Genomic DNA, 14,284 nt, shown 5'->3' with positions numbered 1-14,284 from the left:
TTTATTCCTCCGTAATTGTTTTTTCAAGAATTGAAACCGCCTTGTCTATCTCTTCATATGTGATAACCAAAGGAGGAAGCATACGAAGCAGAGTTTTAGCGGTGATTATAAGAAGTCCGTTTTCCAGACATTTTTTTGCAATCTCGCCGGCATTGTCCTTTTCAAGCTCAATACCTATCATAAGACCCATACGGCGTACGTCCTTTACACCCTTAACGGTTCTTAATTTATTTTCAAAATATTCGCCCTTTTCCCTTACCTCTTTGAGGAAGTTCTCGTCGGAAATCTCATTAAGCACATACAATGCGCCTGCGCAGCAGACAGGGTTTCCGCCGTAGGTTGTTCCGTGGGTGGACGGTGTCATAACATTTGCGTATTTTTCTGTACACATGCAAATTCCTATTGGAAGTCCGCCGCCGATACCCTTTGCGGAAGTGCAGACATCGGGAACTATATCGTAATTTTCAAAGCAGTAAAGCTTTCCTGTTCTTCCTGCTCCGGTCTGAACCTCGTCAACTATCAAAACAATATCCTTTTCGTCACAGAGCTTTCTCAGCTTCTGAACATAATCCTTTTCAAGAATATTTACGCCGCCCTCGCCCTGAATAAGCTCTATCATAATTGCGCAGACTGTGTCATCCACATTAGAGAGCATATCCTCAAAGTTATTGGCTTCGGCGTACTTAAATCCCGGTGTAAACGGGAAAAAGTAGTTATGGAATACGTCCTGACCTGTTGCGGAAAGGGTGGTTATTGTTCTTCCGTGGAAAGAATTTTTAAGTGTGATAATAGTTGTTCTTTCCTTGCCGTATTTATCAAAGCTGTATTTTCTTGCAAGCTTTATTGCACACTCGTTGGCTTCCGCTCCGCTGTTTCCGAAAAACACCTTATTAAAAGGTGTAACACTGCAAAGCTTCTCTGCAAGAGTTGAAACAACCTCGTTGTAATAGTAGTTTGAGCCGTGCTGAAGCTTATGAAGCTGGTCGGTAACTGCGTTTATCCAGCCGTCATTGCAGTAACCTACAGAGTTTACGCCGATACCGGAAGCTGTATCTATATACTCTTTACCCTCAACATCGGTAACAGTTGCGCCCTGGCCCTTATTCAAAGCCACATTATATCTGCCGTAGGTGTGCATAATATTTTCGTTGTCCAGATTTTTAATCTGTTCCGTATTCATCTTTATACCTTCTTTTCAGTCAGTTTTTCCGTCTGTTCTATAGGCGAAAACGTAGATATCGTCACGCTTTTTAAAGCCAAAATCTTTCCAGAAGCCCTGACCCATATTATTATTTTCGTAACAAAAAATGTGAGTTTTATATATTCCCTGTTCTTTCAAAGCATTCAAGGCCTTTTCCGCCATTTGATGGGCGATTTTTCTTCTTCGATAGTCGGGATGAACCGCCATGTGATATATAAATCCTCTTCTGCCGTCGTGACCAGCAAGCACTGTACCCACAATTTTGCCCTTTTCCTCAGCCACAAAACTGCAGCCTTTATTTCTTTCAAGATATTTCTGAATGTTTTCTTTACTGTCCGACTCAGACAAGGCACGTTTTGTGGTTATCTGCCACATCTCATACATACCCTCATAGTCGCCAATATTCATCTCTCTTATCATATTTTTTATATCCGCCTTTTTTATTTCCGCCGTGCATAACTTCCAGCTAACCTTTAAGTTGTTCACACGGCGGGCGAAACCTTCTGTTTAATTTTTTAGAATGGTTCGCTCTCAGCTAACTTTATTTTTAAATTTTTTATCTCCGACCTGCAAGGGTTATTTTTAGAAATAAACTTCATTTCAGGTCGGGCGAGACCTTCTCTTTGAATTTTAGAATGGTTCGCTCTCATTTCACTTTTTATAAATCACATATTTTTTTACAAGAAATATTTCCATATCCATTCTTTATGCGAGCGAGCCATTCCAATAACTAAGGAGAACGTCTCGCCCGGCGTGTGCAGAACTTTAAGATAATATGAAACCTCTACACGCCGGAAATAAAAATTAAAAAAACATTGTGCCGATACCTTCGTCGCTGAAGAGTTCTATGAGGATTGAGTGAGGGATTCTGCCGTCCAGAATGTGAGCACGGTCTACGCCCTGACGTACAGCCTCAACACAGCAGTCGATTTTAGGAATCATTCCGCCGCTTATGATGCCCTCATTTTTAAGACGTGGAACTTCGCTGACATTTACAACGGAAATAAGTGTGTCCTCGTCATCCTTGTCACGGAGCAAGCCTCTTACGTCGGTCATAAGAATGAGCTTTTGAGCGTTGAGCTTTGCGGCAATGGCTGAAGCGGCTATATCTGCGTTTATGTTGTAAACCTCTCCCTCAGAACCGCCGGCAACTGTAGCGATAACCGGAATGTATCCGCTGTTGATAACGTCGTTGATAACTGTAACGTCCACGTCTGTTATGTCACCGACAAAACCGATGTCTCCGTTTTTGGTTTGCTTCTCTGCTTTCAAAAGATTTCCGTCAAGACCGCAAAGTCCTATTGCTTTACCGCCGCTTAAATTGAGCTGGTTTGCAAGGCTCTTGTTTACCTTTCCGGCAAGCACCATTTGAACAATGTCGATTGTTTCCTCGTCGGTAACTCTCATTCCGTTTACAAATTTGCTTTCTTTTCCGGTCTTTTTAAGCATTGCGTTTATTTCAGGGCCGCCGCCGTGAACCAAAACCACGTTTACGCCTACAAGCTGCAAAAGCACGATGTCGCTCATAACTGCACTTTTAAGCTCTTCGTTTATCATAGCGTTTCCGCCGTATTTTACAACAATAGTCTTTCCTGCATATTTCTGGATGTAAGGCATAGCCTGTACAAGCACTTGGGCTCTGTTTGATACTTCCACAATTTTTCCTCCCTTTTTCCTCAAACTCTGCAAAAATCAGGTGCGGTAATCGCCGTTGATTTTTACATAGTCATAGGTAAGGTCACAGCCGTAAGCCTGAGCCTTTCCCTCGCCGTCGCCGACGTTTACAAGTATTTCTATCTCTTTTTCAAGGAGAATTTCTTTGGCTTTCTCCTCGCTGAATTCTATTCCTGCGCCGTTTCTGCAAACAGCGATTTCTCCCTTTACGGATTTAAAGTCAACGTCAACCTTTGTAACGTCAACATCGGCACCGCTGTAACCAACTGCGCAAAGCACACGGCCCCAGTTTGCGTCAGCTCCGAACATAGCCGCCTTTAAAAGACTTGAGCAGATAACGCTTTTTGAAACCATAACTGCGTCTTTCTTTGTCTTTGCTCCGGTTACTGTGCAGATGAGAAGCTTTGTTGCTCCCTCGCCGTCGCCGGCAAGCTTCTTGGCAAGTTGTTTGAATGCTTCTGTGATTCCCTCTACAAACTCCCTGTAATCCTGGTTTTTCTCGGTGATTTCAGGGTTTCCTGCAAGTCCGGAAGCCATAATTGCCAGTGTGTCGTTGGTGGATGTGTCGCCGTCAACGCTTACCATGTTGTAGCTGTCCTCTACAGCCTCTTTCAATGCTTCGTAAAGCATTTCGGAGGAAATAGCGGCGTCTGTTGTAACAAAGGAAAGCATTGTTCCCATGTTTATGTGAATCATGCCGCTGCCCTTGGCAATACCGCCCACTGTTACGGTTTTTCCGCCGAGGGTCATCTCCATTGCCATTTCCTTTTTAACCGTGTCGGTTGTCATAATGGCTTCGGCGGCGTCTGTGCCGCCCTCTTTTGAAAGGTTGCCTTTCATCATGGCAACGCCTTTTTCTATAGGCTCTATTGGGAGAACCTGTCCGATAACTCCCGTTGAAGCCACAATAACGTCATTGCTGTCAACGCCCAAAGCGGCGGCGGCAAGACTGCACATTTTCTCAGCTTTTTCAACGCCGTCGGCATTGCAGGTGTTGGCGTTTCCGCTGTTTACGATTACCGCCTGAGCATAACCGTCGGCAAGGTGGTTTTGTGTAACCAGGATTGCTGATGATTTAACAAGATTCTTTGTGTAAACTGCGGCGGCTGTACATTTTTTCTCGCAGTAAATAAGGGCAACGTCCCTTTTTGTTTTGTTGGAGGGCTTTACGGAAGCGCACACTCCGGCGGCGGTAAAGCCTTTAGGAGCTGTTACGGAACCCTCGATAAATTTATAACTCATACTGTCACCTCATTAAAATGCAGGAGGAACGATTTTAAGTCCCTCTGTTTCCTCAAGACCGCAGACAATGTTCATGTTCTGGATTGCCTGACCAGCCGCACCCTTGACCATGTTGTCAATGGCGGAAACTGCAACAAATGTGCCTGTTCTGAAATCAGTGTGTATTGATATATCGCAGAAGTTTGAATACTTTACATCGTGAATATCTGCAACCTGACCAGCAGGAAGAAGTCTGATAAAGTATTCGCCCTTGTAAAATTCTTCGTAAGCCTTTCTAAGCTGTTCTTCGGTAACGCCATCTTTAAGTCTTGCATAGCAGGTGGCAAGAATACCACGGTTTACCGGAAGAAGATGAGGAACAAAAGTGATTTTTACGTCCTCGCCGGAAAGCTTTGATAGTGTCTGTTCAATCTCCGGTGTGTGACGGTGGCTTGCAACCTTGTATGGGTGGAAGCCCTCGTTAAGCTCCGGATAGTGATTGCCCTGGGAAAGTCCTCTGCCGGCGCCGGTTACGCCGCTTTTGCAGTCGCAGATAATTCCCTTTGTTTCGATAAGTCCGTTGGCAATTGCAGGAGCCAAAGCCAAAGGTGAGCAGGTTGTATAACAGCCAGGGTTTGCGATAACCTTTCTGCCCTTAATCTTATCACGGAAGAACTCAGGCAAACCGTAAACAGCCTCTTTGTGAAGCTCTTTGTTTATGTATTCGCCGCCGTACCACTGCTTGTATTCCTCTTCACTTTCAAGGCGGAAATCTGCGCCCAAGTCGATGAAGATTTTATCCTGATTATAGCACTTTTCCGCCAGCTCCTGGGAAAGTCCGTGGGGCAAAGCGGCAAAGATAACCTGACTTTTTTCAACAACTGCGTCGGCGTTTTCGCATACCATGTCGTTTAAAAATCTGTAGCTGTGATACACGTCGCTGATTTTCTTTCCCTCAAAGGAAACCGAGCTTATAGCCGCAATCTCCGCATGAGGGTGATTCATAAGAAGCCTTACAAGCTCTGCGCCCGCATAGCCTGTTGCTCCGATTATTCCAACCTTTATCATTTTACCTTTTCTCCTAACAATTCAGCCTGATATTTTACGTTTTCCCTTGCAGGGCCGCCGTATGCTTTTCTGTCGTCTGTGCATCTTTCAAGGGAAATAGCGTTGTAAACCTCGTCATTGAACAGGTCGCAAACCTTTTTGTATTCCTCCATAGGGAGATTTTCAAGGTCTGTGCCAAGTTCGATACATCTTGCAACAAGCTCGCCTGTTGCTTTGTAAGCGTCACGGAAAGGCAAACCGTTTTTAACAAGCCAGTCTGCGCAGTCTGTGGCGTTGATAAATCCGCCGGCGGCGGCTTTTCTCATATTTTCAGGAATTACCCTCATTGTGTCAAGCATTGGGGTAAATGCGGTAAGGCACATCTTAACTGTGTCAACTGCGTCGAATATAGCCTCTTTATCCTCCTGCATATCCTTGTTATATGCCAAAGCTATACCCTTCATAACTGTGAGAAGTGTCATTGTATCGCCGAAAACTCTGCCGCTCTTGCCTCTTACCAGCTCTGCAATGTCCGGATTTTTCTTCTGAGGCATTATAGATGAGCCTGTGGAGAAAGCGTCGTCAAGCTCAACAAACTTAAATTCCCAGCTGCACCACATGATTATCTCTTCGCTGAAACGTGAAAGATGAACCATGATTATTGAAAGGTCAGCGGCAAGCTCCATGCAGAAATCTCTGTCGGAAACTCCGTCCAGTGAGTTGTTGGTAATTCTTTCAAAGCCCAAAAGCTCACGGGTTATGTTTCTGTCTATAGGATAGGTTGTGCCGGCAAGCGCACAGCTTCCCAAAGGCATTTCGTCCATTCTCTTATAGCAGTCCTCAAGACGGGAAAGGTCACGGAGAAGCATTTCACCGTAAGCCAAAAGATGATGGCCGAAAGTGATAGGCTGTGCTCTCTGAAGATGAGTATAGCCCGGCATAACTGTTCCGCTGTATTTTTCAGCCTTGTTGGCAATTACTCTGATAAGACCTTTTACAAGCTCTTCGATTTCCTTTACCTCTTTTTTAAGATAAAGCTTTATATCAACTGCAACCTGGTCGTTTCTGCTTCTTGCTGTGTGAAGTCTTTTGCCGTTTGCGCCAAGTCTTTTGGTAAGCTCGCCCTCTATAAATGTATGTATATCCTCGGCTTCCATATCTATTTTAAGGTCGCCTTTTTCTATGTCCTCTAAAATTCCTTTAAGTCCCTGCTGGATATCCTTGCTCTCTTCCATTGTGATAATTCCGCACTGTCCAAGCATTTCTGCGTGAGCGATGCTGCCCTCGATATCCTCTCGGTACATTCTGCTGTCAAAGGATATGGAGCTGTTAAAATCGTTAGTTGTTTTGGATATTTCTTTTTTAAATCTTCCTGTCCAAAGCTTCATAATAAATTACCCCGATAATCAATTTATGGGGCAGGTGACCCTGCCCCTTGTTTTATAGAATTTTAAATTGTTAATTATTTAATAAGACCCTTCTGAGCTCTTACCTTGATTGGAAGTCCGAACAGGTTGATAAAGCCCTTGCTGTCATTCTGGTCGTAAACTTCATCCTCGTCAAAGGTTGCGATTTCCTCATCATAGAGTGAATACGGGCTTGTAACGCCTGCGTCGATGATGTTGCCCTTGTAGAGCTTAAGCTTTACATCGCCTGTTACATACTGCTGTGTTGAATCAACGAAAGCGGAGAGAGCCTCACGGAGAGGTGTGTACCACTGACCGTAGTAAACAAGCTCTGCAAAACGGTTTGCAACAAGCTCTTTGTAGTGCTGTGTATCTCTGTCAAGGCAGATTTCCTCAAGCTTGCTGTGTGCAGCATAAAGGATTGTGCCGCCTGGAGTCTCATAAACGCCCCTCGCCTTCATACCAACAAGACGGTTTTCAACGATATCTGTGATACCGATTCCGTTTTCGCCGCCCAGCTTGTTGAGCTTCTCAACGATTTCTACAGCGCCCAGCTTCTCGCCGTCGATAGCGTAAGGAATACCCTTTTCAAAGCTGATTGTAACATAGGTTGGCTTGTCAGGAGCCTGCTCTGGGGAAACGCCCATCTCAAGGAAGCCTGGCTCGTTGTACTTAGGCTCGTTTGCCGGGTCCTCAAGGTCGAGACCCTCGTGGCTCAAGTGCCAAAGGTTCTTATCCTTGCTGTAGTTTGTCTCTCTGTTTATCTTAAGAGGAATTTTCTTAGCCTCTGCGTATGCGATTTCTTCTTCTCTGGACTTAAACTCCCAAGTTCTCCAAGGAGCGATGATTGTCATGTCAGGTGCATAAGCCTTGATTGCAAGCTCGAAACGAACCTGGTCATTACCCTTACCTGTGCAGCCGTGGCAGATAGCGTCTGCGCCCTCAGCCTTAGCGATTTCAACGATTCTCTTTGCGATGATTGGACGTGCAAAGGATGTACCGAGGAGATATTTGCCCTCGTAAACTGCGCCTGCTTTAAGTGTAGGCCAGATGTAGTCCTCTACAAACTCCTTGTTCAAATCCTCAACATAGAGCTTTGATGCGCCTGTAGCCAAAGCCTTTTCCTCAAGACCCTCAAGCTCTGTACCCTGACCAACGTTACCGGAAACTGCGATAACCTCACAGTTGTCGTAATGTTCCTTGAGCCAAGGAATAATGATTGAAGTATCAAGACCGCCTGAATAAGCAAGAACAACTTTTTTAATTTTCTTTTCCATTGAAAATCCCTCCGTAAATTATGAAAAGACAATTTTTATTTTGTCTGTGTTTTCCTGTCATGGCTATTATTATACACCTTTTATACAGAAAATCAAGAGTTTTTTGCATAAATATTCAGAATAGCTGTATTTTGTATAATATCATATATTAGCCTCAACTTTTTCCGTTTTTATATTCAAAACAACGGAAAAATCCGTGGTTTTTAAAGTATTCATTCTGCAAAAGACCATTTACAGCCTGTTTCCTTAAATTTTTTATATGCAATACACACGGTTATTTATACATATACAGTGCATATTCTTCCATGTGTTTTTAAAAAATTCAAATTTGTGGTACAATATCAGCATAGAATAAAAGGTAAAAATCAACTCTTTTTACCGCAAAATAAATTTTTTGGAGGAATTAAATATGTCTGATTTCAAAAAAATAACAGCAGAAGAACTTACCGCAAATCCTTTTAAGCTTATCGGCAAGGACTGGATGCTTATCACCGCAGGAGACAAGGAAAAATTCAACACAATGACCGCAAGCTGGGGCGGCGTTGGCATAATGTGGGGTAAGCCTGTGGCTACAGCCTACATCCGTCCTCAGAGATACACATTTGAATTTATTGAAAATGGCGATTACTACACCCAGAGCTTTTTTGACGAGGAGTACAGGGACGCATTGAAGTTCTGCGGTTCAAAATCCGGCAGAGATTACGACAAGGTAAAGGAAACAGGTCTTACACCTGTTGTTGACGATGAAACAGGCGCAGTATATTTTAAAGAAGCAAAGGTTGTCTTCATCTGCAAAAAGATGTATGCACAGTTCTTAAATGAGGAAAGCGCACTGACAGAAGATGTTACTAAGTGGTACAACGGCGATTACCACAAAATGTACATGAGCGAGATTGTTTCTGTTTTGGTAAAAGAGTGATTAAGTCACATAATCTGTTGACACATCTCCTTATGTAAAATATAATAGTCTTGACTAACTCACTTAAAGGAGATGAACCGATGAGCAGCAAACCCGTCCAGGCAAACACAAAAAAATCAAAAAGAATAATTCAGGTAGCCGCACCTCTTTTGATTATCCTTATAGCGGCAGTTATATTCTTTGTAAAAAACAGCGACTCTGCCCAAACAATAGAGCAAAGTCCAGACCTTACAATAACTGAACTCAACATTGATGAAATGACCTCTCAGGGCAAGCCGGTTATTATTGACTTCGGCGCAGATTACTGTCAGCCCTGCAAGCTTATGGCTCCTGAGCTTGAAGCTGTGCACAACGCAATGAAGGGCAAGGCATTTGTCCATTATATTGACACAATGGAAAGTCCTGAAATCGCCGGACAGTTTCCTATACAGGTAGTGCCCACTCAGGTTCTCTACGATAAAAACGGCAATCCTTTTGTACCAAGCGATGAGCTGGCCTCGCAGATACAGTTTACAATGTATACCCACAGGGATACGGGAGAGCACGCACTCACCACCCACCAGGGATATCTCTCCGCAGAACAGCTCTACATGATACTTGAGGAAATGGGGGCAGAAAACCCATGATAGACCAGTGGCTCCAATCCCTTTCAAGACTTATAACTGAAAGCTTTTGGCTTGCGCCTTTGATTGCCGTGCTTGCTGGAGTTCTCACCTCTTTTACCCCCTGTTCCCTTTCCACCATACCATTGGTTATGGGATATGTGGGAGGAACAAAACAGCGTGACACAAAGCGTTCATTTTTACTTTCGGTGACCTTTGCTTTGGGAATGGCTATAACCTACACGGCTTTAGGCGTTATCGCCTCAACCTTAGGAGGAATGATAGGTGCGGCATCAGGCTGGTGGTACATTGTTTTAGGCGTTCTTATGGCTTTGCTTGCACTTCAAACCTACGGAATTTTTAATTTTATCCCCTCCACCTACTTAGTTTCAAAAAATAAGAAGCGTGGTTTTATCGGGGCATTTTTGGCGGGAATTCTGGGCGGAGTTTTCTCCTCACCATGTTCCACACCGGTGCTTGTGGCACTTTTGGCTATAGTTGCCGGAAGCGGAAGTATTTTATGGGGAACTCTTTTACTTCTTTTGTACTCCATAGGCCATGGAACTTTAACGGTCATTGCCGGAACCTCCGTAGGCTTTGTACAGAAGCTATCCGCCAGTGAAAAATACGGAAAGCTCAGCAAAGCTTTAAACATCGTATTGGGAACGCTTCTGCTTTTGATAGCTTTCTACATGTTTTATCTGGGCTTTTAAATTTTACACATACAAAACATCCTATGGTATGCGCCATAGGATGTTTTTTTATAAAAAATATTCAAGGGCAGAACCTTTTGAGTTCTGCCCTTGATTTTGCTTAGAACGACTTTAGAATAAATTATTTATTTAAGCATTTTGCCAAAATAACTATTAGATTTCTACTTCACCCTCGAATACAAGACGTGCGTCGCCTGTCATATATACAGTGTCGTCTGTGTATCTGATTGTAAGCTCGCCGCCTGTGAGCTTAACTGTGATATCCTCATCCTTCTTGCAGATACCGTTTTCGCAGGCTGCTACAACTGCTGCACATGCGCCTGTTCCGCAAGCGAGGGTTTCACCGTTGCCACGCTCCCAAACACGCATTTTAAGAGTCTTATTGTTGATAACCTTTACAAACTCTGTGTTTACTCTGTCAGGGAACATCTCGTGGTGTTCAAATTTCTTGCCTACTGTTTCTACGTCGAAGCCGTCAACATTGTTTACAAAAACCACGCAGTGTGGGTTGCCCATTGAAACGCAGGTAATGTTGTAGGTTTCGCCGTCGATTTCTACTGGCTTATTGATAACTGTTTCGCTGTCTGCTGTAACAGGAATATCAGAAGCCTTGAGGCTTGCCTTGCCCATATCAACTCTCAAACGTGTTACCTTTCCGTCCTGTGTATAGGCCTTGAGGTTCTTAATACCGCTGAGTGTTTCGATTGTGAGCTCTGATTTCTCGTTTATATCAAGGATACCGTTGTCATAGAGGTACTTAGCTACGCAGCGGATACCGTTGCCGCACATTTTGCCCTCTGTGCCGTCGGAGTTGAACATCTTCATTTTAGCGTCGGCAACCTTTGAAGGTGCAACGAGGATAAGACCGCTGCCGCCGATACCGTGATGTCTGTCGGAAAGTCTTACTGCAAGGCACTCAGGATTGTTAATCCATGACTGCTCAAATGTGTTGCAGTAGATGTAGTCGTTTCCTGTTCCCTCCATCTTGGAGAACTTGAGCTTCATTCTCTCAGATCTCATGTTGTTGATATCAACAAGCTCTGTGCTCATCTGAGAATAACGGCTCTTAAGGCAGTCTGCCAAAGCGTTTGCAGTGTCGATTGAAGTAAGGCAAGGAATGTTTCTTTCAACTGTCTTTCTTCTGATCTTAACTGAATCTCTTGTTGGGATTCTGCCCTTTGAGGATGTGGAAATAACGTACTGAATCTTTCCGCTCTCAATAAGTGTAAGTGTATTTTCGTCGGACTCGTGAATCTTCTTAACAGGTGTTGCGTCGATACCGTAATCCTTGAGAACTGATGTTGTTCCCTCTGTTGCGTAAATCTTAAATCCAAGGTCAGCATACTTTCTTGCAACGTCGCCGATTTCAGCCTTGTCGGAATCTCTTACTGTGATAAATACGCCGCCTGTCTTGTTCATCTTGTAACCGGCTGCGATAAGACCCTTGTAGAGAGCCTCTTCAAGTGTTCCTGCAATACCGAGAACCTCACCTGTTGACTTCATTTCCGGTCCCAAGTGGTTATCAACGTTTATAAGCTTTTCAAAGCTAAATACAGGAACCTTAACTGCAACATAGCAGCTCTTCTTGTAAAGACCTGTGCCGTAACCCATATCCTTGAGCTTTTCGCCAAGCATTGCTCTTGTTGCAAGCTCAACCATAGGAACGCCTGTAACCTTACTGATGTAAGGAATTGTTCTTGAAGAACGTGGGTTAACCTCGATTACGTAAAGCTCGTTTTCATAGATAAGGTACTGGATGTTAACAAGACCCTTTGTATTGAGAGAGATTGCAAGGTTCTTTGAACTTTCAACAATCTTCTTTGTCATTTCATCGGAGATATTCCATGCAGGATATACTGCAATAGAGTCACCGGAGTGGATACCTGCACGCTCAACGTGTTCCATGATACCAGGGATAAGCACGTCTTCGCCGTCGCAGATTGCGTCAACCTCAAGCTCTGTACCGCTGAGGTATTTATCTATAAGCACAGGGTTTTCAATATTCTGTGCAAGAATAATTGCCATGTATTCCTTAACGTCTGCCTCGTTGAAAGCGATAATCATGTTCTGACCGCCGAGAACGTAGGAAGGTCTCAAAAGTACCGGATAACCGATTTTCTCTGCAACGCTCAAAGCTTCCTCTGTTGACATAACTGTCAAGCCCTTTGGACGTCTGATGTGGTGCATTTCAAGAAGCTCGTCGAAACGCTCTCTGTCCTCAGCCATGTCGATAGCGTCTGCTGAAGTACCGAGAATCTGGATTCCGTTATCGTTGAGGAACTTTGTAAGCTTAATAGCTGTCTGACCGCCGAATGCAACAACAACGCCGATTGGGTTTTCGGTCTTGATGATACCCATAACGTCCTCGTTGGTGAGCGGCTCGAAATAAAGTCTGTCAGCTGTGTCAAAGTCTGTGGAAACTGTTTCAGGGTTGTTGTTTACGATAACAACATCGTAGCCTGCTTTCTTCAAAGCCCATACGCAGTGAACTGAAGCGTAGTCGAACTCGATACCCTGACCGATTCTGATTGGACCTGAACCGAGAACCATGATTGTCTGCTTGTCGCTGTTTTTCTCTTTGATGAACTCCTCTGCTTCGTTCTCCTCATCGAATGTTGAGTAGAAGTAAGGTGTTTCAGCGGCAAACTCTGCGGCACAGGTGTCAACCATTTTATAAACAGGAACAAGAGGATTTTCAATCTCTTTGCCTGTGAACTGCTTTATTGTCTTGTCGAGGAAGCCGTAATTTTTAGCTTTCTCGTAAATCTCTTCGTTAAGCTCCCCTGATTTCATAACCTTGCTGATTTCTGCAAGATTTACGAACTTGCTGAGGAACCACTCGTCAATCATTGTGATTTCGTGGATTTTCTCAATGGAAATTCCTCTCTTGATTGCCTCGTATACACAGAAAATTCTCAGGTCGTCACAAACGTGGAGTCTTTCCTCAACCTCTGCGTCTGAAAGCTTTGCAAACTTCTTGTCGTCAAGTGTGTCGTGGGAAATCTCTGCACCTCTTACAGCCTTCATGATAGCCTGCTCGAAGGACGGAGCGATAGCCATAACCTCACCGGTTGCCTTCATCTGTGTACCAAGCTGACGCTTTGCGTAAACAAACTTGTCGAAAGGCCATTTCGGGAACTTAACAACAACGTAGTCAACAGCAGGCTCGAAGCAAGCGTATGTTGTGCCTGTAACTGCGTTTTTAATTTCGTCAAGTGTATAGCCGATTGCAATCTTTGCAGCAACCTTTGCGATTGGGTAACCTGTAGCCTTTGAAGCCAAAGCAGAAGAACGGGATACACGTGGGTTAACCTCGATAACCGCATACTTCATGCTCTCAGGGTCAAGGGCGAACTGGCAGTTACATCCGCCTTCAACGCCCAAAGCCTCAACCATGTCGAGAGCTGCTGTTCTGAGCATCTGATATTCCTTTGTGGAAAGTGTAACAGCAGGAGCGATAACAATACTGTCGCCTGTGTGAACGCCAACCGGGTCAAAGTTTTCCATTGAGCAGACTGTAATTGCGTTGCCTGCGCTGTCTCTGATAACCTCGAACTCGATTTCTTTCCAGCCGGATACGCATTTCTCAACGAGAACCTGATGAATTGGGGAAAGTGCAAGACCGTTGCCTGCGATTTCTCTCATCTCTTCCTCGTTGTTAACGATACCGCCGCCTGTTCCGCCAAGGGTGAAAGCAGGTCTGATAATTACAGGGTAGCCGATTTTCTCTGCAAATGCCAAAGCGTGGTCAACGCTGTGAACAACCTCAGATGGGATACAGGGCTGGTTGATGGACTCCATTGTGTCTTTAAACATCTGTCTGTCCTCTGCCTTGTCGATTGTTTCAGGCTTTGCGCCCAAAAGCTGAACGCCGTACTCGTCCAAAAATCCCTCTTTTGCAAGCTGCATGGAAAGGGTAAGACCTGTCTGTCCGCCAAGTGTTGACAAAACACTGTCCGGACGCTCTTTTCTGATAATTCTCTTAACTGTATCAAGTGTCAATGGCTCGATATAGATTTTATCTGCCATTGCGTTGTCTGTCATGATTGTAGCCGGGTTGGAGTTTACAAGGATAACCTCCAAGCCCTCTTCTTTAAGGGCACGGCATGCCTGTGTGCCCGCATAGTCAAACTCGGCAGCCTGTCCGATAACGATAGGACCTGAACCGATTACGAGAACTCTTTTTATATTTGGTCTAAGTGGCATAAATCATCATTCCTTTTG

At 44.3% G+C, this 14,284-nt stretch carries 11 protein-coding genes; 3 read left to right on the top strand and 8 right to left on the bottom strand.

All coding sequences use genetic code 11. The features are described 5' to 3' along the window. Position 1 precedes the first annotated feature (1 nt). The 7 genes from B5F08_RS04400 to B5F08_RS04370 form a co-directional block, all read right to left on the bottom strand. Positions 2-1,180: an aspartate aminotransferase family protein gene (locus B5F08_RS04400; RefSeq protein ID WP_087376761.1), complete on the bottom strand. Its 1,179-nt coding sequence runs from the start codon at positions 1,178-1,180 to the stop codon at positions 2-4. 15 nt (positions 1,181-1,195) lie between these two features. Further along, positions 1,196-1,621 (bottom strand): GNAT family N-acetyltransferase, encoded by a 426-nt coding sequence (locus tag B5F08_RS04395; protein ID WP_087376759.1) that lies wholly within the window; start codon positions 1,619-1,621, stop codon positions 1,196-1,198. Between the two features lie 384 nt (positions 1,622-2,005). Continuing rightward, positions 2,006-2,818, bottom strand: a complete 813-nt coding sequence (argB, locus tag B5F08_RS04390; RefSeq protein WP_442856057.1) for an acetylglutamate kinase — start codon at positions 2,816-2,818, stop codon at positions 2,006-2,008. A gap of 75 nt (positions 2,819-2,893) precedes the next feature. Beyond that, positions 2,894-4,117: a bifunctional glutamate N-acetyltransferase/amino-acid acetyltransferase ArgJ gene (argJ, locus tag B5F08_RS04385; RefSeq protein ID WP_087376755.1), complete on the bottom strand. Its 1,224-nt coding sequence runs from the start codon at positions 4,115-4,117 to the stop codon at positions 2,894-2,896. A 12-nt stretch (positions 4,118-4,129) separates the two neighbouring features. Then, complete coding sequence (argC, locus tag B5F08_RS04380; RefSeq protein WP_087376753.1) at positions 4,130-5,164, bottom strand: N-acetyl-gamma-glutamyl-phosphate reductase; 1,035 nt, start codon at positions 5,162-5,164, stop codon at positions 4,130-4,132. Then, entirely contained in the window at positions 5,161-6,531 is a 1,371-nt protein-coding gene (gene argH / locus B5F08_RS04375; RefSeq protein WP_087376751.1) for an argininosuccinate lyase, read from the bottom strand. Before argH ends, argC begins: the two co-directional genes overlap by 4 nt. Before the next feature lie 74 nt (positions 6,532-6,605). Then, positions 6,606-7,826 (bottom strand): argininosuccinate synthase, encoded by a 1,221-nt coding sequence (locus B5F08_RS04370; protein WP_087376749.1) that lies wholly within the window; start codon positions 7,824-7,826, stop codon positions 6,606-6,608. A 409-nt stretch (positions 7,827-8,235) separates the two neighbouring features. On the opposite strand from B5F08_RS04370, the gene B5F08_RS04365 reads away from it, so the two are divergent. From B5F08_RS04365 to B5F08_RS04355, 3 genes are all read left to right on the top strand, one after another. Beyond that, entirely contained in the window at positions 8,236-8,745 is a 510-nt protein-coding gene (locus tag B5F08_RS04365) for a flavin reductase family protein (protein WP_087376747.1), read from the top strand. Positions 8,746-8,825: 80 nt separating this feature from the next. After that, positions 8,826-9,371, top strand: a complete 546-nt coding sequence (locus B5F08_RS04360) for a thioredoxin family protein (protein WP_087376745.1) — start codon at positions 8,826-8,828, stop codon at positions 9,369-9,371. Further along, a complete protein-coding gene (locus B5F08_RS04355; RefSeq protein ID WP_087376743.1) occupies positions 9,368-10,060 on the top strand; it encodes a cytochrome c biogenesis protein CcdA in 693 nt (230 codons plus the stop codon). Before B5F08_RS04360 ends, B5F08_RS04355 begins: the two co-directional genes overlap by 4 nt. A 153-nt stretch (positions 10,061-10,213) precedes the next feature. Here B5F08_RS04355 and carB read toward each other — a convergent pair whose 3' ends face one another. Continuing rightward, on the bottom strand, positions 10,214-14,266 hold the full coding sequence (carB, locus tag B5F08_RS04350) for a carbamoyl-phosphate synthase large subunit (RefSeq protein ID WP_087376741.1): 4,053 nt from the start codon (positions 14,264-14,266) through the stop codon (positions 10,214-10,216). Positions 14,267-14,284: the final 18 nt, after the last annotated feature.

This window comes from Anaeromassilibacillus sp. An172 (assembly GCF_002160515.1).
Lineage (GTDB): Bacteria > Bacillota > Clostridia > Oscillospirales > Acutalibacteraceae > Limousia > Limousia pullorum.
This window is presented reverse-complemented; position numbering and strand designations above follow the sequence as displayed.